General features: G+C 62.3%; 18 protein-coding genes and 6 pseudogenes. 10 read left to right on the top strand and 14 right to left on the bottom strand.

The features are described from left to right. Positions 1-2: 2 nt before the first annotated feature. The 7 genes and pseudogenes from PW843_10550 to PW843_10520 form a co-directional block, all read right to left on the bottom strand. On the bottom strand, positions 3-287 hold the full coding sequence (locus PW843_10550; GenBank protein MDE1147042.1) for a hypothetical protein: 285 nt from the start codon (positions 285-287) through the stop codon (positions 3-5). Beyond that, positions 284-685 carry a hypothetical protein gene (locus PW843_10545; GenBank protein ID MDE1147041.1) on the bottom strand — a complete coding sequence of 134 codons (402 nt, stop codon included), beginning with the start codon at positions 683-685 and terminating at the stop codon, positions 284-286. The genes PW843_10550 and PW843_10545 overlap by 4 nt, the downstream gene beginning before the upstream one ends. A gap of 132 nt (positions 686-817) precedes the next feature. Then, positions 818-1,117, bottom strand: a complete 300-nt coding sequence (locus PW843_10540) for a hypothetical protein (GenBank protein ID MDE1147040.1) — start codon at positions 1,115-1,117, stop codon at positions 818-820. A 30-nt stretch (positions 1,118-1,147) separates the two neighbouring features. Continuing rightward, on the bottom strand, positions 1,148-2,347 hold the full coding sequence (locus PW843_10535; protein MDE1147039.1) for an IS256 family transposase: 1,200 nt from the start codon (positions 2,345-2,347) through the stop codon (positions 1,148-1,150). A gap of 91 nt (positions 2,348-2,438) precedes the next feature. Next, positions 2,439-3,659 (bottom strand): group II intron reverse transcriptase/maturase, encoded by a 1,221-nt coding sequence (ltrA, locus tag PW843_10530; GenBank protein ID MDE1147038.1) that lies wholly within the window; start codon positions 3,657-3,659, stop codon positions 2,439-2,441. 461 nt (positions 3,660-4,120) lie between these two features. Continuing rightward, a pseudogene (locus PW843_10525) lies at positions 4,121-4,948 on the bottom strand (IS256 family transposase). A 221-nt stretch (positions 4,949-5,169) separates the two neighbouring features. After that, positions 5,170-5,580 (bottom strand): annotated as a pseudogene (locus PW843_10520) (ATP-binding protein). Positions 5,581-5,898: 318 nt separating this feature from the next. Here PW843_10520 and PW843_10515 point away from each other — a divergent pair. Then, a complete protein-coding gene (locus PW843_10515) occupies positions 5,899-6,060 on the top strand; it encodes a hypothetical protein (GenBank protein ID MDE1147037.1) in 162 nt (53 codons plus the stop codon). After that, positions 6,041-8,089, top strand: coding sequence for a recombinase family protein (locus PW843_10510; protein MDE1147036.1), 2,049 nt, complete (start codon positions 6,041-6,043; stop codon positions 8,087-8,089). The genes PW843_10515 and PW843_10510 overlap by 20 nt, the downstream gene beginning before the upstream one ends. 31 nt (positions 8,090-8,120) lie before the next feature. Here PW843_10510 and PW843_10505 read toward each other — a convergent pair. From PW843_10505 to PW843_10495, 3 genes and pseudogenes are all read right to left on the bottom strand, one after another. Then, a pseudogene (locus PW843_10505) lies at positions 8,121-8,441 on the bottom strand (ATP-binding protein). Beyond that, positions 8,441-9,940, bottom strand: a complete 1,500-nt coding sequence (gene istA, locus PW843_10500) for an IS21 family transposase (protein MDE1147035.1) — start codon at positions 9,938-9,940, stop codon at positions 8,441-8,443. The pseudogene PW843_10505 and the gene istA (PW843_10500) overlap by 1 nt, the downstream one beginning before the upstream one ends. Before the next feature lie 115 nt (positions 9,941-10,055). Beyond that, positions 10,056-10,433, bottom strand: a pseudogene (locus PW843_10495) (transposase). A 625-nt stretch (positions 10,434-11,058) separates the two neighbouring features. Between PW843_10495 and PW843_10490 the strand changes: the two are divergent. The 4 genes from PW843_10490 to PW843_10475 all read left to right on the top strand — a co-directional run bounded on the left by PW843_10490 (position 11,059) and on the right by PW843_10475 (position 14,279). Next, positions 11,059-11,415, top strand: a complete 357-nt coding sequence (locus PW843_10490) for a transposase (GenBank protein ID MDE1147034.1) — start codon at positions 11,059-11,061, stop codon at positions 11,413-11,415. Between the two features lie 70 nt (positions 11,416-11,485). Then, the gene (locus PW843_10485; GenBank protein MDE1147033.1) at positions 11,486-12,295 is read left to right on the top strand and encodes an IS5 family transposase; all 810 of its coding nucleotides are present in this window, start codon (positions 11,486-11,488) and stop codon (positions 12,293-12,295) included. An 84-nt stretch (positions 12,296-12,379) separates the two neighbouring features. Continuing rightward, complete coding sequence (locus tag PW843_10480) at positions 12,380-13,390, top strand: polysaccharide pyruvyl transferase family protein (GenBank protein MDE1147032.1); 1,011 nt, start codon at positions 12,380-12,382, stop codon at positions 13,388-13,390. Positions 13,391-13,409: 19 nt separating this feature from the next. Continuing rightward, positions 13,410-14,279: a beta-1,6-N-acetylglucosaminyltransferase gene (locus PW843_10475; protein ID MDE1147031.1), complete on the top strand. Its 870-nt coding sequence runs from the start codon at positions 13,410-13,412 to the stop codon at positions 14,277-14,279. A 116-nt stretch (positions 14,280-14,395) separates the two neighbouring features. Here the strand turns inward: PW843_10475 and PW843_10470 are convergent. Beyond that, positions 14,396-15,416 (bottom strand): annotated as a pseudogene (locus tag PW843_10470) (IS701 family transposase). Between the two features lie 150 nt (positions 15,417-15,566). Between PW843_10470 and istA (PW843_10465) the strand changes: the two are divergent. Further along, on the top strand, positions 15,567-16,865 hold the full coding sequence (gene istA, locus PW843_10465) for an IS21 family transposase (protein ID MDE1147030.1): 1,299 nt from the start codon (positions 15,567-15,569) through the stop codon (positions 16,863-16,865). Continuing rightward, entirely contained in the window at positions 16,862-17,206 is a 345-nt protein-coding gene (locus tag PW843_10460) for an ATP-binding protein (protein MDE1147029.1), read from the top strand. Before istA (PW843_10465) ends, PW843_10460 begins: the two co-directional genes overlap by 4 nt. 16 nt (positions 17,207-17,222) lie before the next feature. Here the strand turns inward: PW843_10460 and PW843_10455 are convergent, their stop codons facing one another. Together PW843_10455 and PW843_10450 are read right to left on the bottom strand one after the other, a co-directional pair. Continuing rightward, a complete protein-coding gene (locus PW843_10455) occupies positions 17,223-19,271 on the bottom strand; it encodes a recombinase family protein (GenBank protein ID MDE1147028.1) in 2,049 nt (682 codons plus the stop codon). Then, complete coding sequence (locus PW843_10450; GenBank protein ID MDE1147027.1) at positions 19,252-19,413, bottom strand: hypothetical protein; 162 nt, start codon at positions 19,411-19,413, stop codon at positions 19,252-19,254. The genes PW843_10455 and PW843_10450 overlap by 20 nt, the downstream gene beginning before the upstream one ends. A 304-nt stretch (positions 19,414-19,717) precedes the next feature. On the opposite strand from PW843_10450, the pseudogene PW843_10445 reads away from it, so the two are divergent. Continuing rightward, positions 19,718-20,074: pseudogene (locus PW843_10445) on the top strand (ATP-binding protein). Positions 20,075-20,122: 48 nt separating this feature from the next. On the opposite strand, the gene PW843_10440 reads toward PW843_10445, so the two are convergent. Then, positions 20,123-20,611, bottom strand: coding sequence for a transposase (locus PW843_10440; protein ID MDE1147026.1), 489 nt, complete (start codon positions 20,609-20,611; stop codon positions 20,123-20,125). 144 nt (positions 20,612-20,755) lie between these two features. Here PW843_10440 and PW843_10435 point away from each other — a divergent pair, with 144 nt between their 5' ends. After that, positions 20,756-21,580: an IS5 family transposase gene (locus tag PW843_10435; GenBank protein MDE1147025.1), complete on the top strand. Its 825-nt coding sequence runs from the start codon at positions 20,756-20,758 to the stop codon at positions 21,578-21,580. The last annotated feature ends 120 nt before the right edge of the window (positions 21,581-21,700 follow it).

Genomic DNA, 21,700 nt, shown 5'->3' with positions numbered 1-21,700 from the left:
CGTCAGTGGTCCGGCAATAAGATCATGTAGAGAAAAGAGAAATAGACTGCGGCACCAATTGCGAACCACAGAAGAAAGGTCAGGTAAGGGCGCTGGAAAAATTTGGTCTTGCCAGGCAGGTCGGCTTCCAGCAGCAGACCCCACACACCGGTGGCCGCGATCAGAAATCCCACGACGGATTGCTCATAGCGTCTGGCGAAAAAACTTAGCACGGCGAGTATAATTCCAGTCGTTATCCACCACCGACCATAGCGCGCCACCCAGGTACGGAATGGCTGGATAATCATCGCAATAGCCTCCGGCTGAATTCAGTGCAGTATCGTGGCCAAAGCCGTCCCTGCCGTGCCGCGTCCCAAGCGTTCCCAGGCAGCAAGTGACCAGCCGCGCTGGTAATGGCTGACGAAACCACGGCCCTTGAGGCCGCAGTGGCGAAAGCGGGGGCGCCAAGCGCGGCCGCACCGGCAGCCTCAGGAATCAATGCCGGCAGGAAAACTCCCACGGCGGTGCCCATGATAATGACCCCAACATCCTGTGCGAGAGCGGTGTAGAAACTGGGCGGCTTATAGATGCCTTGGACATCCGGGATCTTGCCGCCGAAATTCTTGGTGGCGTAATAATCGAATTCGCGGTCGGTGAGAGCGAATGGATATTCGTCCGGATTTTCCGTCACCTGGAATTTCGTCATGATCATCCAGGAATAGAAAGGCCCGCAGCTGGACTGAGATCGTGGTCGAGTAGCTCAGCCATTTGGCTTTCGCCCTCACAGATCCGGGCGTGCGACTTTCCCGCACCCGGCTCTTCCCGAAGGTAACCCGCATCATGCATGACGCGCCATCCATGGGCGTGTGATCCGAGGAAGCGGCAGGGTGAAGCGTGCCGTCAGAGCCTCAAAGTCTTCCCAGCCCATACGCCGGCTCTTTTGGCTGCGCCTTCGAAGGCAGCAGAACCAGATTCGGCGAACCTGCTGACGGAATCCGTTGAGCGCGCGGTAGTTGTGCGGTCGACCGTAGTAGCCGTAGTGACCCAGCAGCACGCTGGCGTACCAACGATGCTGCAAGGCCAGCGGGGCGTGCATCAGATCGTGTCCCAGGTCGTGGTGTAAGAAGCGCCCGGTCATTTTGGTCTCCGGCGCGTTTGGCCGGGACGATCATGCGGCGACAGTGGGCAGCATGATGGTTGGATCATCGCCGACGGCGGCGATGGTTTCCAGGGTCATGTAGCGACCGCGCTGAACTGCCCATTCATCGTTGATCTCCATGAGGACGGCACCCACCAGGCGGGTGATGGCGTCCTCGTTCGGGAAGATACCGACGACCTCGGTACGGCGCTTGATCTCGCCGTTGAGGCGTTCGATGGGGTTGGTGCTGTGCAGCTTTGCCCTGTGGGCGGCGGGGAAGGACATGAAGGCCAGGACGTCCTCCTCGGCCTCGTCCATCAGGGCGGCGAGCTTGCCGACCTTGGGTCGGAGTTGATCGGCGACCTGGCGCCACTGGGTCCGGGCGGCGGTGGCGTCATCCTGGGCAAAGGCGGTGCCGATGAAGGCAGCCACCACACGGCGGCCTTGCTTGCCGGCGTGGGCCAAGGCGTTGCGCATAAAGTGGACACGGCAACGCTGCCAGGTGGCACGGAATACGCGGGCGACAGCGGCCTTGATGCCCTCGTGGGCATCGGAGACGACCAGCTTGACGCCACCCAGGCCGCGGCGTTTGAGCTTGCGCAGGAACTCTACCCAGAAGGTCTCGGCTTCCGAGGTGCCGATGTCCATGCCCAGGATCTCTCGCCGACCGTTGGTATTGACCGCCACGGCGATGGTGACGGCCACGGAGACGATGCGGCCGTTCTGGCGGACCTTCACATAGGTGGCGTCGATCCACAGGTAGGGCCAGTCGCCTTCCAGCGGCCGTTCCAGGAAGGTCTTAACCCGGCCGTCGATCTCCTCGCACAGCCGGCTGACCTGGCTCTTGGAGATGCCGGTCATGCCCATGGCCTGGACCAGGTCGTCCACCGCGCGGGTGGAGACGCCCTGGATGTAGGCCTCCTGGATCACGGCGGTCAGCGCTTTCTCCGCCATGCGGCGGGGCTCCAGGAAGCCTGGGAAGTAGCTGCCCTTGCGCAGCTTGGGGATGTGCAGTTCCACCGTGCCGGCGCGGGTATGCCAATCGCGGTCACGGTAGCCATTGCGCTGAACCAGGCGGTCGGCCGACCGTTCGCCGTGGCCGGCACCGGTCAACTCCTGAACCTCCAGTTCCATCAGTCGCTCGGCGGCAAAGCCGATCATCTGTCTCAGGACATCGGCGTCTGCGCCCTTTTCAAGCATCACGCGCAGCGCCATCATCGGGTCGGTCATCGTGGTCACCCTCGGTTGGGGATGTGTTGTGGTGACCAAACTCTACCGAAGAACCGCGATGACCGCCCGCCGTGTCAGGCCTTCCAGCCGGCTATGCCGGCCTCCACGCCTGACACGGCGGAGGCGCTCCTACACCACGCAGTGGGACGTGACCGTGCATCAGCCGCCAGGCCTCCTCGCGTAACGCCTTCAGCTTGCGCGTCAGGCGCTTGCTCTGCGTCTTGTGCTTCACGATGAACCGGCCGTCCCTGGTCCACCCGCAGTAGTGGACGAACCCGAGGAAGGCGAAGGTTTCCGGATGCCGCTCGCCACGTTGCCGTCGGGCCAGGGCCGGTAGGCGCCCGAACTCGATCAGCCGCGTCTTATCGTCGTGCAGCGACAGGCCGAAGTCGGCCAGTCTCTGCTTCAACGCAGCAAGCATCTCCTGCGCGTCTGCCGCCGATTCAAAACCCATCACGAAGTCGTCGGCGTACCGCACGACGACTACCCGGCCGCGTGCATGGCGCCGCCGCCATTGATGGACCCAGAGGTCGAGGACGTAGTGCAGGAAGATGTTGGCGAGGAGCGGGCTGATGCCCGCTCCCTGCGGCGTTCCCCTGTCGGTCTCGCGCCATTCGCCGCTCTCCAGGACACCGGCGCCCAGCCACAGCTCGATGAGCTGCAGAATGCGGGGATCGGCGATCCTGTGCGCCAGCATGCGCAGCAACCATCCGTGGTCAACGGAGTCGAAGAAGCTGCGAATGTCGGCATCGAGCACCCAGTTCACGCGTTGGCTCATCAGCGCCGTGTGAAGCGCATCGAGAGCCTTGTGTGGGTTCCGTCCCGGCCGGAAGCCGTAAGAGAATCCGAGGAAGTCGACCTCATAGATGGCGCTGAGCAATTCGGCGACAGCCCCCTGGACGACCTTGTCCTCCAGGGTTGGCACACCGAGAGGCCTTTGCCCTCCATCGGCTTTCGGGATGAACACCCGCCGCACCGGTTGAGGCCGATAGCGACCGGAGTGGATGCGTGCGTGCAGGTCCAGGAGGCTGGCCTCCAGCTCTTGCTCGTACGCGGCCACCGTCATTCCGTCGACTCCCGCACTGGCCTGCCGCCGCTGTCGATGGAACGCCCTTTGGAGGGCGGCCAGATCGACATGGTGAAGCAGTGCGGTGAACTGGGTATGGACGGCTCGACGAGCCGCCGCGTTCACCCGGGCGAGGTTTGGCGGATAGGCGATCCGGCTCTGTGTCCGGGCCCCAGCCTCCGCGCCTGGGTTCCCTTCGGGCCGGCCCCTTCCCTCGGCGCGTCTCGTTTCCTTCGACGGCGTCATTGGTACTATGAACCGGTCCGACTCCCGACCTCAGCTCGGACGATCGCTCCGGCAGTGCCTTGCGTTCGCCCCCCGCCGGAGACCATTCCGGCGGCCCCGGTCGGGCCTCTCATGTTCCGATGATTGCTTTTCATACGTGACCCGGCCTTCGACCCCGGCGGAGCGACATCGTCTCGCATAGCAACGATGCACATGCTGCCTTTGCTGTTAGGGAACCAGCTCGGCCTCCGCGATCTTCCACCTTTCGAGGCTCAATCCCGCACCCCGTATGACCCCTGTCTACACTTCAGACCCCGCGTCACCGCGACGCCCGCAAGACTCGGTATTGGCCTGCCCGCTACGGCTTTGGCCAAGTGGGACTTTCACCCACAGGCGATCATCAGCTTTCCATGACGTACTCCCAGGTCGTGGTGTAAGAAGCGCCCGGTCATTTTGGTCTCCGGCGCGTTTGGCCGGGACGATCATGCGGCGACAGTGGGCAGCATGATGGTTGGATCATCGCCGACGGCGGCGATGGTTTCCAGGGTCATGTAGCGACCGCGCTGAACTGCCCATTCATCGTTGATCTCCATGAGGACGGCACCCACCAGGCGGGTGATGGCGTCCTCGTTCGGGAAGATGCCGACGACCTCGGTACGGCGCTTGATCTCGCCGTTGAGGCGTTCGATGGGGTTGGTGCTGTGCAGCTTGGCCCTGTGGGCGGCGGGGAAGGACATGAAGGCCAGGACGTCGTCCTCGGCCTCGTCCATCAGGGCGGCCAGCTTGCCGACCTTGGGGCGAAGCTGATCGGCGACCTGACGCCACTGGGTTCGGGCGGCGGTGGCGTCCTCCTGGGCGAAGGCGGTGCCGATAAAGGCGGCCACGACACGCCGGCCCTGCTTGCCGGCATGGGCCAGGGCGTTGCGCATAAAGTGCACTCGACAACGCTGCCAGGTGGCGCGGAACACCCTGGCCACAGCGGCCTTGATGCCCTCGTGGGCGTCGGAGACGACCAGCTTGACGCCGCCCAGGCCACGGCGCTTGAGCTTGCGCAGGAACTCCACCCAGAAGGTTTCGGCCTCCGAGGTGCCGATGTCCATACCCAGGATCTCCCGGCGGCCATTGGTGTTGACCGCCACTGCGATAGTGACGGCCACCGAGACGATCCGGCCGTTCTGGCGAACCTTCACGTAGGTGGCGTCGATCCAGAGGTAGGGCCAGTCGCCTTCCAGCGGCCGTTCCAGGAAAGTCTTCACCCGGCCGTCGATCTCCTCGCACAGGCGGCTGACCTGGCTCTTTGAGATGCCGGTCTGTCAATCGGCAGCGTAACGGGACCCCGTATCGGCGCCCAATAGGGACCCCAGTGATGTGCTGGCAATCGGGTTGTCCCGGTAGCGCATAGGAGGGCCCTGTCCCCGGAGCGCAGCGCCTCCGGCGATGCGCGGAGCGGAGGGGACGGGAGGTGCCTGTGTGCCCACCGGGGTAACCCGCGGGGGTGGGGTCCGGGGCGGGGGTGGTGATGGGAGGGCTGTCAGGCGCGGTTTTTGAAGCGCCAGCTCTCGTTGCCGGTCTCGACGATCTCGCAGTGATGGGTCAGGCGGTCGAGCAGGGCGGTGGTCATCTTGGCGTCGCCGAAGACGGACGGCCATTCGCCGAAGGCGAGGTTGGTGGTGACGATGACCGAGGTCTGTTCATAGAGGCGGCTGATGAGGTGGAACAGGAGTTGGCCGCCCGCCTGGGGGAACGGCAAGTAGCCCAGTTCGTCCAGGATGATGAAGTCCAGGCGACTGAGGTGGTCGGCCAGCCGCCCCTGGCGCCCCAGGCGGCTCTCGGCCTCCAGCTTGTTGACCAGGTCGACGACGTTGAAGAAGCGGCCGCGCCTGCCGCCCCGGATGCAGGCACGCGCGATGGCGATGGCGAGGTGGCTCTTGCCGGTGCCGGTCGAGGCAGCGGCATACTGCCCGATATCAGGGGCAGGACGCGACGATCCATTATCCGTTTCATCCGCGATGCGGTGAACGCGTAGGCATCATCCGGCGCCATTGCCTTGGCGGTAGCGTCATGCTGGTGGTCGAGCAACCGGACGGCACGCTGACCCATGTGCCGGAATGGATGACCGCCCCTGCAGCCCGTGACGCCGCCATCCGTGACGCTCCCCGCTTTCCCATGGAGGTATTGCAGGCTCTGCGTCTGACCGCTGACGCGGCCCTATCGTTGCTGTGTGAACGACGCAACGGAGGGCGGCATGAGGCATCGCGGAATGATGGTGCAGACGGATCTGTTCACGGCGACCCGGCCACTGGCAGCTCTTCCGCAGGAGGTTGCGCGCCGAGTCTTGCCGCTTCTGGAACAACTTTTGCTGGAAGTCCTGGCGAGCGAGGCCGTGACGCTGGAGGGGAACGATGAACAAGATCACCCCTGACCACCTGGCCCGTCGCGCCTACATCTACGTCCGTCAATCCAGTGCCGACCAGCTCCTGCACAACCATGAGAGCCGACGGCGCCAATACGGACTGGCGGATCGTGCCCGCCAACTCGGTTGGACGGATGTGGTGGTGATTGACGATGACCTCGGGCGATCAGGTGGTGGCATCGCGCGTCCCGGGTTCGAGCGGCTGCTGGGGGCGATCTGCGAAGGGCGGGTCGGCATTGTCCTGGCGATCGAAGCGTCGCGGCTCGCCCGCAACGGCCGGGACTGGCACACGCTGTTGGAGTTCTGCGGCCTCGTTGACTGCCTGCTGGCGGACGAGGACGGGGTCTACGACGCGCGGCTTCCGAACGACCGTCTCGTCTTGGGCATGAAGGGCACCATGAGCGAGATGGAGCTTTCCATCCTGCGCCAGCGATCGCTGGAAGCTCTGCGGCAGAAGGCCCGCCGGGGCGAGCTGTTTTTGACCGTGGCGGTCGGCTACGTCAAAACCCGCCATGACCGGATCGCCCTGAATCCGGACCAACGGGTGCGCGAGGCGCTCGCCTTGGTGTTTCGCAAGTTCGCCGAGTTCCAGAGTATCCGGCAGGTCCACCTCTGGCTTCGTCAGGAGCAGATCAGGCTACCGGCTGTCGAACAGACCGCCGACGGCCCCCGCATCGCGTGGAAGCTGCCTGTCTACAACACCATCCACCATCTGCTGACCAATCCCGTCTATGGCGGCGCCTACGTGTTTGGTCGGACCGGCAGCCGGGTCAGCGTGCGGGATGGGCGCAAACATGTCGTGCGCGGCTTCCGTCGCGCCCAGTCGGAATGGGAGGTGTTGATCCCCGAGCATCACGAGGGCTACATCTCGTGGGCGGAGTTCGGAAGGAACCAGGCACTGATCGCCGATAACGCCAACGGCAAAGGGCTTATGGCCCGCGGTTCGGTGCGCCGCGGTGACGCGCTGTTGGCTGGGCTGCTGCGCTGCGGGCACTGTGGTCGACGACTGCACGTCTCCTACAGCGGCACGGGCGGCTATTGTGTGCGTTACAACTGCCGTGGCGCACACATCAATCATGGAAGCGAACGCTGCATCTCGTTTGGCGGCTTGCGGGTCGATGGTGCCGTTGCGACAGAGGTCCTCAGGTTTCTGGCCCCATTGGGCATCGAGGCGGCCTTGCAGGCGATCGAAGCCCGCGAGGCCGAGGGGTCCGAGGCGCGCCGACAGACGGAACTCGCTTTGACCCAGGCCCGCTATGAGGCCGAGTTGGCACGCCGCCAGTATGATGCGGTTGATCCCGGCAACCGTCTCGTGGCGGCCGAGCTTGAGCGTCGGTGGAATGACCGGCTGGTAGAGGTCCACCGGCTGGAGGAACGCATAGGGGCGTTTGACGCCAACCCACGGGCCAGTTTCAAGGCCCAGGACCGTGCCCGCCTGATGGCGCTGGGCGCCGACATCCATACGCTCTGGCATCATGCTGGCGCGACGGCGGAGACGCGCAAGCGTATCCTGCGCACGGTCATCATCGAGATTGTCGCGAGGGTCGCCGCCGACACGATCCACCTCACCATTCACTGGCAGGGAGGCGATCACACCAGTCTGACCGTGCCGAAGAACCAAACCGGCAAACACCGTTGGCGAACCGACGCCGACACCGGTGACCTCATTCGGACCCTGGCACGGCAGCAGCCGGACGGGGGTATCGCCGCGATCCTGAACCGGGCCGGTAAACGTACCGGCAAGGGTAATAGTTGGACCGAAGCGCGGGTGCGCAGCTTCCGCAGCGCCCATGGCATAGCCGTCTACAGGGAGGGCGAGATCGCTGAACGAGGGGAACTGACCTTGGAGGAAGCGGCCACACGCCTACAGGTCAGCAAGATGACGGTGTTGCGTCTGATCGCCGGTGGTGCCATCCAGGCAAACCAGGCGTGTAAGGGAGCGCCTTGGGCGATTCCTGAAGCCCAGCTATCCGGGCTCAATCCGGCTTACCGTCCGGTAACAAAAAATCCGGATCAGAAGACCTTTGATTTCCAATAACGTAGCGAGGTGGGCATCATGACGCGAGAGCGGTTCCGCCGACCAGGACGACGTTACGCTGATGGGCCAGGAAGTCGCCGCCCGCCAGGTCACGGACCAGGGTCTGGTTGATGGGTGTGCCCTCGAACGCGAAGTCATCGACGTCCTTGGCCAGGGGCAGCTTGGCCAGGGTGATCTGGTAGCGGATGGAACGAGCCTGCTTCTCGCTGATCTCTGCACCCAGCAGGTCGCCGACGATGCGCTGGGGTTCGTGCTGGCGCTTGACGGCCGTGGTGATGATCTCGTCATACGCCGCCTTCATGCCGTAGAGCTTCAGCTCGGCCATGGCGGCCAGGATTTCCGGGCGCTCCATCACTGTACCCTCCCCAAGGTGTCGTACCGGGCGCAATCGGCCATGGGGGCTTGGTGCAACCGCAGCGTCTCGGGCGTTTGAATGGGCGCCGGCGCCGCCGCTTCCCGCCGCCGGGCCAAGATGTTGAGGATGACGGCGGCGGAATGGACGTTCTCGCGCAGCGCCTCGGCACAGGCCGCCTCCACCGCCGGGAGGCCGTCGCTCAGCACCGCCGTCAGGATGTCGACCATCTGCCGGTCGCCATCGTCGCTGCCCGCCAGCTTGCGCCGCACCCGGTCCAGCGCCGTGGGCAGCACCCAATCCTTGAAGGGCGCGCCGTTGCGCAGGGCCCCCGGCTTGCGCGCCAGCACCGGCACATAGTGCCAGGGATCGTAGACGGTGCGGTCGCGGCCGAAGCAACGCGCGTGCGTCCCCACCACCTGGCCGTCCTGGCGCAGTTCGATCCGGTCGGCATAGGCCCGCACCTCCACCGGGCGCCCCACCGCCTTGGCCGCCACCGAGTACTTGTTGTGGTCGAACCGCACCAGGCAGGTCTTGGACACCGACGCCGGGGTGGCGTGGAAGCCATCGAACCGCCCCACGTAGCCCACCAGGCTGGGTCGCTCCGCCTCGAACATCTCCCAGACGGTGCGGTCCCGCTGCTCGGGATGCCGGTGCGCCCTGGCGTAGGCGACGCACTGGTCCAGCAGCCAGCCGTTCAGTTCCTCGTAGCTCGCCACCCGCAGGCGCGGCGTGAAGAACCGTTCCCGCACCAGGCCCACCTGGTTCTCAACCTGGCCCTTCTCCCATCCCGCCGCCGGGGTGCAGGCCACCGGCTCCACCAGGTAATGGCTGCACATCTGCTGGAAGCGCCGGTTGTAGGCTCGCTCCTTGCCCACGAAGATCGTCTCCACCGCCGTCTTCATGTTGTCGTAGATCCCGCGCGTGCACGTGCCCTTGAAGAAGGCGAACGCCCGGTCGTGGGCGTCGAACACCATCTCCTGCGTCTCGCGCGGATATGCGCGCGCGAACAGCATCCGGCTGTGGCACAGCCGGACATGCGCCACCTTCACCGTGACCGTCACCCCGCCGATCAGCACCACCTCGTGGCTCCAGTCGAACTGGTAGGCCTCCCCCGGCGCGAAGCTCAACGGCACGTAGGCCGCCGCCTGCGACGCCCCCCGCGCCTTCTGCCAGGAACGGGCGTAGCGCCGCACGGCGTCATAGCTGCCGTCGTACCCGGCACCCCGCAGTTCCTCGTAAATCCGCACCAGCGTCAGCCGCTCACGCGCCGCCTTGGTCTCGTTGGCCAACAGCAGCGCGTCCAGCCGCTCCCGCCACGGGCCGATCTTCGGCTGGGGCTGCGCCGTTCGCTCGTACCGGAACTCCGTCGCCTCCGAACGAAGCACCTTGCGGACTACCTTCCGCGACAAACCCAGTTCACGGCAGATCGCCTTGATCGGCTTCTGCTGAACAAAGTAGGCGCGCCGGATCTTCGCGATCGTCTCCACTATCAGCATCCCAATCAAGGCTCCCGCCATTGCCATGGGAGCCAGTATGGACCCGCGCAAAAGGGGTCCCGATTGGACGCCGATCACCCCTCATACGGGGTCCTTATTCCACGCCGATTCACATGCCGGTCATGCCCATGGCCTGAACCAGGTCGTCCACGGCGCGGGTGGAGACGCCCTGGATATAGGCTTCCTGGATCACGGCGGTCAGCGCCTTCTCCGCCATGCGACGGGGCTCCAGAAATCCTGGGAAGTAGCTGCCCTTGCGCAGTTTGGGAATGTGTAGCTCCACCGTGCCGGCGCGGGTATGCCAGTCGCGGTCACGGTAGCCATTGCGCTGAACCAGGCGGTCGGCCGACCGTTCGCCGTGGCCGGCACCGGTCAACTCCTGAACCTCCAGTTCCATCAGCCGTTCGGCGGCAAAGCCGATCATCTGTCTCAGCACATCGGCGTCTGCGCCCTTTTCAAGCATCACGCGCAGCGCCATCATCGGGTCGGTCATCGTGGTCACCCTCGGTTGGGGTTTTGTTGTGGTGACCAAACTTTACCGAAGAACCGCGATGACCGCCCGCCGTGTCAGGCCTTCCAGCCGGCTACGCCGGCCTCCACGCCTGACACGGCGGAGGCGCTCCTACACCACGCGGTGGGACGTGACCCTGGACTGATGCCGAAGGGCGTCCAAACTCTTCTCGAACGCGAACCGAAAAGTGTCACTCATCCGGACGAGACAGAGTCCGGCCACCAAAGCCCGTGCTTTCTGTGGATCGGGTGTTTGGTCCAACAACGCGAAGTCGCACATGGCCTCGCTCAGCAGCGAGGCCATCGCATCGTCCCTGAGCCAACGATGATCTACGGTGACGGTATCAGCCATCTCGCATCCCCCGAACCGCCAATGTCGGGCCCAGCGGCCCATCGGACAAGCAACCAAATATGGGTTGTGTTTCCCGTGGCAACATAGCCTTCCGTGCTCTGTCGAAGGTATGTTAGCGCGCGCATCAATCGACTCTCTTAGCCTGTGCCCTGTAAAATCGCTGGCAGCGCAGGATGGGCGCGAACCGACACGACCGGTCTGCTATTGGATGTGGCGGTGACACCCGCCAAATTTTCATGACACACGCGGCGCCAAGATGGTGCTGAAGCGCTTGGTGGCCAAATGGCCTGGGGGCGATATCAAGGGCAAGGTGAAGGCCATCTTTGCCGACAAAGGCTATGCCGGAAAACCACTGGCCACCTGGGTCGAAAAGACCGTGGGCGCCGCTATGGTGATCGGCCAAAATCTGACGGCGGCAGTGAAGCGCTTTGTCCCTGATGCCAAGCGGTGGGTGGTCGAGCGCACCTTTGCGTGGATACGCGACTACCGCCGGCTGACCGAAGACGTGGAACGACATGTCCGCAACAGCGTCACTATGATCCGTTTGGCGTTCATCCGCGTGTTGCTGAGACGATTGGCGCCTCCTGAAACTCGAAGGTGGGAGCGAAAATAGGCATTAAGAGGCTGTTTGGAAAATAGCATAGGCCCTTGCGGTGTCGGCGATGTCATGATTCAAGCTGTTGATGTGGACGAAGCAGAGCCGTGGTCGGATGACCGAAATCGCCAAGAAGACGAAGCGCTATCCGTCTGACCTGACGGACGAGGAGTGGGAGCGGATCGCGTCACTGATGCCGAAGCCAGGCCGCCGCGGCCGGCCGCGCGAGGTTGACTTTCGGGAAGTGATCAACGCGGTTCGCTATCTTGTCCGGTCGGGTTGCGGGTGGCGGATGTTGCCGACCAATTTCGGCCCCTGGCAGACGGTCTACGGTTGGTTCCGCGAAATGGCGCGCCGGTTTCTGTTCCAGACCATTCACGATGTCGCGCTGATGGTTGATCGGGAGCGGGCGGGTCGGGAAGCGAGCCCCACGGCCGGGGTGATTGACAGCCAATCAGTCAAAGCACCGCATGCGGAAACAAGGGGTTACGACGCGGGCAAGACAGTCGTTGGTCGCAAGCGGCACATCGCCGTCGATACCGATGGGCGCCTGCTGATGGTCAAGCTGACACCAGCCGATATCTCCGACAGCGCCGGCGCACAGGCGATCCTGGAGGCGATCCGCAAACGCTGGCCTTGGGTGAAACACCTGTTCGCCGATGGCGCCTATGATCGCATGAAGCTGATGAACAAAGCCGCTTACCTGGATTTCGTCGTCGAGGTCATACGCCGGTGCGATGATCAGAAAGGATTCCGGGTGCTGCCCCGCCGCTGGGTTGTCGAGCGCATCTTCGGCTGGATGATCCGTTGGCGACGTCTCGTTCGTGATTATGAACGGCGAACCGATGTCTCACAGGCCATGATCTACGTCGCCATGGGCGGCAATCTGCTACCATGAAACGCTCATCCCTGATTTCCAAAACGGACTCTGAGATCGGTCAGATTATCTGTCACCGACACTCTGCTAGGGTGGGGCTTGACGATGTCGCAAGCGGCTGTGATAGGGTATGGACTTCTAACCTGGGTGATGGCCGTGCTTGAGATATTTGATCATGTCGCGCAATTCAGAGAGAAATTAGCTGAATTGATTTCGGGACCAGAATACATATTCGTGGACTGGCCCGATTACACAAATACTGGAGATCATCTAATTTGGTTAGGCGCAAAGGCGGCTATGAATAGCTTAGGGAAACACTGCCTTGCAGAACTTACAGCATGGGATGTACGATCTCGTCGCCTGCCTAACCTAAATCAGGATGTGACTATTGTTACGTCGGGCGGGGGGAATTTTGGCGATATATACCAGAACTTTCAAGTATCAAGGGAAATTCTACTAGAAAAATACCCAAATAACAGAGTAATTGTATTGCCGCAAACGATACATTTCTCATCTCCTGAAAAGATGAATTTGTCATCTCAAAAGTTCTTGGCGCACAAGAATTGCTTTATATTTACAAGAGATAAAAGAAGCAGAAGTCTCGCACACAACTTTGCAAGTGATGATCGGGTTTTTCTTGCCCCTGATTGCGCATTTTTCTTAATGCCATTAATTACTTATATTTGCCAGCGCGTCCCGCTGCTCGATCCTCATTTTGAGATGTTGTATATTGTTAGAGATGACCAAGAGAGAATAGATGATGGCGGGGCATCTGATAAACCGGATATGGTAATTGATTGGTGCAATGAAGAAAATTATTATTATGGATATATATCAAGAAATCTTCTAGATGAATTCGATCTAAAGCAATCTGATATTTCCAGGATATTTGGCGCCCCATCCTATTTTGACCTCATATCGATGAGGCGTCTGATCTTAGGTATGCATATCGTAGGATTGGGAAAGAATTTGAAAACTGACCGGCTGCATGCGCACATCCTTTCATGTTTGTTGATGAAGGAACATGTTTTTCGCGACAATATTTATGGGAAGAATAGATCATTTTATGAGGCATGGACGCATTCTCTAAAATTCATTGATACTGAATTCAAATAAAATAAGGGATAAAGAATAAATGTCCACATCGATCGCATATTTTATACTAGCACATTCCTGCGTTCGGCAAACAATACGGCTACTGAAGGCCTTATATAATCCTAAAGATCAATTTGTATTGCATGTCGACAAGCGATCTTGCCCTAAAGTGCTTGATGATTTGAGGGAAGCAACCAAAGGATTAGAGAATTTTTCTCTTATTTCTACTAGACTATGTTCATGGGGAGGGTTGAGCTTAGTTGACGCTACGCTTGATATGATGTCGTTGGCGCTTCAAGGGAAAACCTCCTGGTCACATGGGATTATCTTATCTGGGACTCATCTTCCTCTATGGTCGCCGAACAAAATCCGGGACTGGGTGCAAGATGGTCAGAGCATTATGTCCTGGCATCAATTACCCGATGGTGAGTGCCCAAGATGGCTAGAAGGGCTGGCTGAGCGTGTGGAATGGGAATATGTAGAGCATTTGGGGCGCGGCATGGTTAAAACCAATGCTGTACAGCGGCCTAATTTTCCATATTTTAAGGGATCTCAGTGGTCTATTTTGGCAAAAGAGCATGTAAATTTTGTTGTAGGATCTGCGGGGTCCGAAATAGAAAGAAGATTGCGGATAACAAACATTCCAGATGAATCTTATTTTCAAACAATTCTTTTAAATTCCGACTATTCTAAATTTTGCATTCAGGGAAATATTACTCAATTTAAATGGGTTTCTGGCGCTTCAAGTCCATCTATTTTAGATTTTGATCAGCTTTCTGAGATGGCGCGCAATAGAGATAAGCCCTTTATAAGGAAAATTGATAATGATTTGGGAGATGAAAAAAGGGTTGTCGATTTATTGGAAATGATCTACGGCCATAAATTAAGTTTGCAGGTAAATTGCAACTAGTTCTACTGTGTCACAAGATGCGCAATTGCTGACAGCAAGGACATCGCGGGAGTGTCCTGGCGAGAGCCCTTGCAATGGTAATGCGCATTGTGGCGATGGATGTTGGGACGTGACGCTCAGGCCGTGGGGGCGGCGCCCCTTGGTCTGTAGCCTTCGGGAATGTCAGGCGCCTTGATGCCCCTGGTTTGAGCAGAAGCTGAGGGGGGAATCGCGGCCCGTTCGCGGAGCAGGAATCCGTAGGCGGCGATGCAAAGGGTGGCGTGGTGGTGGAATCCGCGCCATCCCCGGCCCTCATAGTGGCCGAGGCCGAGTTCCTGCTTGAGTTCAAGGTAGTCGCGCTCAATGCGCCAGCGCAGCTTGGCGGTGTCGATCAAGTACGGCAGTGCCGTGGCCTCCGGCAAGGTCGATAGCCAATACTTGGTGGGTTCTTCTTCTCCCTCCGGCCATTCGATGAGCAGCCATTCCGCCGGGCGTAATTCGGCGCGCTCATTGTCGCGATGGGCGGGATGGACACGAACGGCGGCGAAGCGGGATGTCAGCGGGGCGTTGGTGCCTTCACGCCAGGTGACGGTCTGCCACGCTTCCGATGCCAGGCCAGTGGCCAGTGGCCAGTGCCTTCGCCGATACCGGTTCATGTCCGGGGCTTCGACGCAGGCGTGAGGGCGGCCGCCCCTTGCCGCTCCAGGGCTTGGGTGGCAAGGGCGCCACACCGGGCGGCCAGACGGTGATGTTGGAGTGGACGCCAGCGACATAGGCGAGGCCCAACGCGCTGATCCCGTCCCGCAGAGCGGTGTCGTTGCCGTAGCCAGCATCCATGAGCACCACGCCGGCGGGCAGACCCGCCGCTACAGCGGCACGCACCTGGTCCAGGGCGATGGCCGGCTTGGTCTGAAAGGCGACCGTTTCGGGGACGCCGGCCTTGGTCCGTAGCGCTGGGTCGTTGGCCCAGGGGTCGGGCAGATAGAGTTGGAAGGCGAGGGGAAGGCTGGCGTGGTCGGAGGCCAGCGACAGCGAGACGGCGACCTGGCAATTGTCCTGCTTGCCCAGTTGGCCGCAATATTGCCGGGCCACGCCAACGGAATGGCGGCCCTTCTTGGGCATGCCGGTGTCGTCGATGATCCAGGCCCGGATCGGTCCATGTGTCAGTGGCGAATGAATACTCCCCAGAAGTGGCGCCTGAATTTTCCCCAGTTTCGTTGACCGGCGAGGTCCCGGGGGGCATGCCCCCCGGGACCTCGCGGCCGCTGGTCACCCAGACTGTCCTCGCAGGAGCGAGGGAGGGGACTGGTGGTCACACTTGGGGAACTCGTCATGATCCTGGAACTTGCCCGTGAAGGGCTGACCGTCTCCGCCATTGCCCGGCAGACCGGCCTGGACCGCAAGACTGTCCGTCGCTACATCGCCCAGGGGCTGGAGCCGCCCCGCTATACGCCCCGGCCGTCCAAGCCCACGGTGGTCGGGCCCTATGAGGCCTACCTGCGCCAGCGGGTGATCGCGGTGCCCGGGCTGAGCGCCCGCCGTCTGCTGCGGGAGATCCAGGCCCTGGGCTATTCCGGCGGCTACACGGCAGTGAAGGACTTCCTGCGCACCGTGCGACCGGCGGCGGCCAAGGGCTATGAGCAGCGGTTCGAGACGCCGCCGGGGCATCAGGCCCAGGTGGACTTCGCCCACTTCAAGGCCAGCTTCACCGATGAGCCCGGCGTGGAACGGGTGGTGTGGCTGTTCTCCCTGGTGCTGGGCCACAGCCGCATGCTGTGGGCACGCTTCGTCGCGCGCCAGGACCTGGCCACCGTGCTGAGGTGCCATATCGCCGTCTTCCAGGCCCTGGGCGGCGTGCCCGCCCGCATCCTCTACGACCGCATGAAGACCGCCGTGCTGGGCGAGGCGGCGGGCGATGACGGCGCCGATGGCGGCATCGCCTACAACGCCCGCCTGCTGGAGCTGGCTGCCCATTACGGCTTCCTGCCCAAGGCCTGTAAACCTTACCGCCCCAAAACCAAGGGCAAGGTCGAGCGGCCCTTCCGCTACATCCGCCAGGACTTCTTCCTGGGTCGCACCTTCCGCAACCTCGACGACCTGAACGGCCAACTGCGCCAATGGCTGGACCAGGTCGCCAACATCCGCCGCCACGCCACCACCCAGCGCATCGTCATCGAGCACTTCGCCGAGGAGCGGCCCCACCTCAAGCCCATCCCCCCGATGCCCTATGCCACCGTCCTGTCCCTGGAACGCCGCATCACCAAGGACGGTATGGTATCCGTTGGCGGCAACCTCTATTCCGTGCCCGATAGCACCCGGCGCCGCGCCGTCGAAGTGCAACTCACCGCCGACCAGGTACACATCCTGGAGGATGGCCGCCGGATCGCCGTCCATCCTGTGCTGGAGGGACGTGGACACCGGCACCTGATCGCCGGGCATCGTGTCCTGCCGCCGCCTGTCAACAGCACGACACCCCGGCAATGCGCCCCCCAGGCGCCGCCGCCACGGCGGCCCGGCGAGATCGTTACGCCGCGCGACCTGGCCATCTACGACGCCGTTGGCCGCCAGCTCGCCCAAGGCGACATCCAGCGCGAGGTCGCGCCATGACCGCCACCCTCGACAGCATCCGGCGCCACCTGGTGGGCCTGAAGATGCCGCGCGCCCTGGAAACGCTGGACCACGTCCTGCGCCAGGCTGAGCGCGGCACCCTCTCCACCCTGGAGGCCATCGACGCCCTGCTCGGCGAGGAACTGGCGCTCCGGGAAGCACGCCGTGTCAAGGCAGCCCTCCAGATGGGCCGCCTCCTCACCGTCAAGACGCTGGCGGGCTTCGACTTCGCCTTCCAGCCTTCCCTCGACAGGGACCGTATCCTGGCCCTGGCCCAACTGGACTTCATCGACCGGCACGAAGTCCTCCACCTCTTGGGCCAGCCCGCTCTCGCGTCATGATGCCCACCTCGCTACGTTATTGGAAATCAAAGGTCTTCTGATCCGGATTTTTTGTTACCGGACGGTAAGCCGGATTGAGCCCGGATAGCTGGGCTTCAGGAATCGCCCAAGGCGCTCCCTTACACGCCTGGTTTGCCTGGATGGCACCACCGGCGATCAGACGCAACACCGTCATCTTGCTGACCTGTAGGCGTGTGGCCGCTTCCTCCAAGGTCAGTTCCCCTCGTTCAGCGATCTCGCCCTCCCTGTAGACGGCTATGCCATGGGCGCTGCGGAAGCTGCGCACCCGCGCTTCGGTCCAACTATTACCCTTGCCGGTACGTTTACCGGCCCGGTTCAGGATCGCGGCGATACCCCCGTCCGGCTGCTGCCGTGCCAGGGTCCGAATGAGGTCACCGGTGTCGGCGTCGGTTCGCCAACGGTGTTTGCCGGTTTGGTTCTTCGGCACGGTCAGACTGGTGTGATCGCCTCCCTGCCAGTGAATGGTGAGGTGGATCGTGTCGGCGGCGACCCTCGCGACAATCTCGATGATGACCGTGCGCAGGATACGCTTGCGCGTCTCCGCCGTCGCGCCAGCATGATGCCAGAGCGTATGGATGTCGGCGCCCAGCGCCATCAGGCGGGCACGGTCCTGGGCCTTGAAACTGGCCCGTGGGTTGGCGTCAAACGCCCCTATGCGTTCCTCCAGCCGGTGGACCTCTACCAGCCGGTCATTCCACCGACGCTCAAGCTCGGCCGCCACGAGACGGTTGCCGGGATCAACCGCATCATACTGGCGGCGTGCCAACTCGGCCTCATAGCGGGCCTGGGTCAAAGCGAGTTCCGTCTGTCGGCGCGCCTCGGACCCCTCGGCCTCGCGGGCTTCGATCGCCTGCAAGGCCGCCTCGATGCCCAATGGGGCCAGAAACCTGAGGACCTCTGTCGCAACGGCACCATCGACCCGCAAGCCGCCAAACGAGATGCAGCGTTCGCTTCCATGATTGATGTGTGCGCCACGGCAGTTGTAACGCACACAATAGCCGCCCGTGCCGCTGTAGGAGACGTGCAGTCGTCGACCACAGTGCCCGCAGCGCAGCAGCCCAGCCAACAGCGCGTCACCGCGGCGCACCGAACCGCGGGCCATAAGCCCTTTGCCGTTGGCGTTATCGGCGATCAGTGCCTGGTTCCTTCCGAACTCCGCCCACGAGATGTAGCCCTCGTGATGCTCGGGGATCAACACCTCCCATTCCGACTGGGCGCGACGGAAGCCGCGCACGACATGTTTGCGCCCATCCCGCACGCTGACCCGGCTGCCGGTCCGACCAAACACGTAGGCGCCGCCATAGACGGGATTGGTCAGCAGATGGTGGATGGTGTTGTAGACAGGCAGCTTCCACGCGATGCGGGGGCCGTCGGCGGTCTGTTCGACAGCCGGTAGCCTGATCTGCTCCTGACGAAGCCAGAGGTGGACCTGCCGGATACTCTGGAACTCGGCGAACTTGCGAAACACCAAGGCGAGCGCCTCGCGCACCCGTTGGTCCGGATTCAGGGCGATCCGGTCATGGCGGGTTTTGACGTAGCCGACCGCCACGGTCAAAAACAGCTCGCCCCGGCGGGCCTTCTGCCGCAGAGCTTCCAGCGATCGCTGGCGCAGGATGGAAAGCTCCATCTCGCTCATGGTGCCCTTCATGCCCAAGACGAGACGGTCGTTCGGAAGCCGCGCGTCGTAGACCCCGTCCTCGTCCGCCAGCAGGCAGTCAACGAGGCCGCAGAACTCCAACAGCGTGTGCCAGTCCCGGCCGTTGCGGGCGAGCCGCGACGCTTCGATCGCCAGGACAATGCCGACCCGCCCTTCGCAGATCGCCCCCAGCAGCCGCTCGAACCCGGGACGCGCGATGCCACCACCTGATCGCCCGAGGTCATCGTCAATCACCACCACATCCGTCCAACCGAGTTGGCGGGCACGATCCGCCAGTCCGTATTGGCGCCGTCGGCTCTCATGGTTGTGCAGGAGCTGGTCGGCACTGGATTGACGGACGTAGATGTAGGCGCGACGGGCCAGGTGGTCAGGGGTGATCTTGTTCATCGTTCCCCTCCAGCGTCACGGCCTCGCTCGCCAGGACTTCCAGCAAAAGTTGTTCCAGAAGCGGCAAGACTCGGCGCGCAACCTCCTGCGGAAGAGCTGCCAGTGGCCGGGTCGCCGTGAACAGATCCGTCTGCACCATCATTCCGCGATGCCTCATGCCGCCCTCCGTTGCGTCGTTCACACAGCAACGATAGGGCCGCGTCAGCGGTCAGACGCAGAGCCTGCAATACCTCCATGGGAAAGCGGGGAGCGTCACGGATGGCGGCGTCACGGGCTGCAGGGGCGGTCATCCATTCCGGCACATGGGTCAGCGTGCCGTCCGGTTGCTCGACCACCAGCATGACGCTACCGCCAAGGCAATGGCGCCGGATGATGCCTACGCGTTCACCGCATCGCGGATGAAACGGATAATGGATCGTCGCGTCCTGCCCCTGATATCGGGCAGTATGCCGCTGCCTCGACCGGCACCGGCAAGAGCCACCTCGCCACGGCCCTGGGCGGAGGCCGTCAAGGCGGGACGCTCCGTCTACTTCACCACCCTGGCCGACCTCATCGCTTCCCTGGCCAAGGCCGAACGCGAGGGCACCTTGCGCGAACGCCTGCGCTTCCTCTGCCGCCCCCAACTCCTCATCGTCGATGAGATCGGCTACCTCCCCGTCGTCCCCGGCGGCGGCAACCTCTTCTTCCAGCTCGTCAACGCCCGATACGAAAAGGGCGCCATGGTCCTCACCTCGAACCGCGGCTTCGCCGAATGGGGCGACGTCTTCGGCGACACCGTCGTCGCCACGGCTCTCCTCGATCGCCTTCTCCACCACGCCATCGTCGTGCAGATCGAGGGCGCCAGCTACAGGCTACGCCAGCACGCCGACCTCATCCCCGAAAACGTCCGGCGAAGACCCGATACCGCGCCGCTCCAAGCCATTCGGAAACGCGGAAGACCGCCGGAAGTGAGGCCCGACGACACCCACCCAATCAATTAGCCAACCAAACCATTTGGGGATTTTTAAGTCGCCACTTCTGGGGAAAATCACTTCGCCATTTACACCATGGGCTTGCAGCGCCGGCAACACCAGGTCGCGCACCGCGCTCAGCACCGCCGTATCATCCCAGGCCGCCTTGGCGACAAAGTGATGCAGGGACTGGTGCGCCGCCCCAACCCGGCCCGGCTCCACCCGTGCCGCCATCGGCTCCACGCTCTTCCGGTCGCCTGGTAGCACCAGCCCGGTGCAGTAGCCCCGGAATGGAGCCACCCGATCCGCATGCCCCAACGCGGAGGCCAAATGCTCGACATAGGTCGCAAACCGGCCTTCGACGCCGCTTCCCTCTGAAGAAAGACCCATGCCAGCCCTCGAACAGAACATGAATCTCTCTTATACTCTTCACCTCATTTAATCGCTATATTTATGACATAGTAGAACTGAGAGGCTGTTTGGAAAATAGCATAGGCCCTTGCGGTGTCGGCGATGTCATGATTCAAGCTGTCGATGTGGACGAAGCAGAGCCGTGGTCGGATGACCGAAATCGCCAAAAAGACGAAGCGCTATCCGTCTGACCTGACGGACGAGGAGTGGGAGCGGATCGCGCCACTGATGCCGAAACCAGGCCGCCGCGGCCGGCCGCGCGAGGTTGACTTTCGGGAAGTGATCAACGCGGTTCGCTATGTTGTCCGGTCGGGTTGCGGGTGGCGGATGTTGCCGACCAATTCCGGCCCCTGGCAGACGGTCTACGGTTGGTTCCGCGAATTGGCGCGCCGGTTTCTGTTCCAGACCATCCACGATGTCGCGCTGATGGTTGATCGGGAGCGGGCGGGTCGGGAAGCGAGCCCCACGGCCGGGGTGATTGACAGCCAATCAGTCAAAGCACCGCATGCGGAAACAAGGGGTTACGACGCGGGCAAGACAGTCGTTGGTCGCAAGCGGCACATCGCCGTCGATACCGATGGGCGCCTGCTGATGGTCAAGCTGACACCAGCCGATATCTCCGACAGCGCCGGCGCACAGGCGATCCTGGAGGCGATCCGCAAACGCTGGCCTTGGGTGAAACACCTGTTCGCCGATGGCGCCTATGATCGCATGAAGCTGATGAACAAAGCCGCTTACCTGGATTTCGTCGTCGAGGTCATACGCCGGTGCGATGATCAGAAAGGATTCCGGGTGCTGCCCCGCCGCTGGGTTGTCGAGCGCATCTTCGGCTGGATGATCCGTTGGCGACGTCTCGTTCGTGATTATGAACGGCGAACCGATGTCTCACAGGCCATGATCTACGTCGCCATGGGCGGCAATCTGCTACCACGAAACGCTCATCCCTGATTTCCAAAACGGACTCTGAGGCGGCCAAGCAACCTAAGGTCATTTGAAGCGACTGAGACCTGGTAATTGCCGGTCATTGGTCGAGGCTCGACCCAACTGATCACATAACCGCGATAAGTC

Source organism: Azospirillaceae bacterium, assembly GCA_028283825.1.
Classification (GTDB): domain Bacteria; phylum Pseudomonadota; class Alphaproteobacteria; order Azospirillales; family Azospirillaceae; genus Nitrospirillum.
Note: the sequence above shows the minus strand (reverse complement) of the source record. Positions and strands in the feature narration are given on the sequence as shown.

Excerpts from the sequence above, each read along its gene's own strand:
- ltrA (MDE1147038.1), bottom strand. The coding sequence starts at position 3,659 with ATGACGCCGTCGAAGGAAACGAGACGCGCCGAGGGAAGGGGCCGGCCC.
- PW843_10455 (MDE1147028.1), bottom strand. The coding sequence starts at position 19,271 with ATGAACAAGATCACCCCTGACCACCTGGCCCGTCGCGCCTACATCTAC.
- PW843_10440 (MDE1147026.1), bottom strand. The coding sequence starts at position 20,611 with ATGGGTCTTTCTTCAGAGGGAAGCGGCGTCGAAGGCCGGTTTGCGACC.
- PW843_10480 (MDE1147032.1), top strand. The coding sequence starts at position 12,380 with ATGTCGCAAGCGGCTGTGATAGGGTATGGACTTCTAACCTGGGTGATG.
- PW843_10485 (MDE1147033.1), top strand. The coding sequence starts at position 11,486 with ATGTGGACGAAGCAGAGCCGTGGTCGGATGACCGAAATCGCCAAGAAG.
- PW843_10450 (MDE1147027.1), bottom strand. The coding sequence starts at position 19,413 with ATGATGGTGCAGACGGATCTGTTCACGGCGACCCGGCCACTGGCAGCT.
- PW843_10545 (MDE1147041.1), bottom strand. The coding sequence starts at position 685 with ATGACGAAATTCCAGGTGACGGAAAATCCGGACGAATATCCATTCGCT.
- PW843_10475 (MDE1147031.1), top strand. The coding sequence starts at position 13,410 with ATGTCCACATCGATCGCATATTTTATACTAGCACATTCCTGCGTTCGG.
- PW843_10535 (MDE1147039.1), bottom strand. The coding sequence starts at position 2,347 with ATGACCGACCCGATGATGGCGCTGCGCGTGATGCTTGAAAAGGGCGCA.
- PW843_10490 (MDE1147034.1), top strand. The coding sequence starts at position 11,059 with ATGGTGCTGAAGCGCTTGGTGGCCAAATGGCCTGGGGGCGATATCAAG.
- PW843_10540 (MDE1147040.1), bottom strand. The coding sequence starts at position 1,117 with ATGACCGGGCGCTTCTTACACCACGACCTGGGACACGATCTGATGCAC.
- PW843_10460 (MDE1147029.1), top strand. The coding sequence starts at position 16,862 with ATGACCGCCACCCTCGACAGCATCCGGCGCCACCTGGTGGGCCTGAAG.
- istA (MDE1147035.1), bottom strand. The coding sequence starts at position 9,940 with ATGCTGATAGTGGAGACGATCGCGAAGATCCGGCGCGCCTACTTTGTT.
- PW843_10515 (MDE1147037.1), top strand. The coding sequence starts at position 5,899 with ATGATGGTGCAGACGGATCTGTTCACGGCGACCCGGCCACTGGCAGCT.
- PW843_10510 (MDE1147036.1), top strand. The coding sequence starts at position 6,041 with ATGAACAAGATCACCCCTGACCACCTGGCCCGTCGCGCCTACATCTAC.
- PW843_10550 (MDE1147042.1), bottom strand. The coding sequence starts at position 287 with ATGATTATCCAGCCATTCCGTACCTGGGTGGCGCGCTATGGTCGGTGG.
- PW843_10435 (MDE1147025.1), top strand. The coding sequence starts at position 20,756 with ATGTGGACGAAGCAGAGCCGTGGTCGGATGACCGAAATCGCCAAAAAG.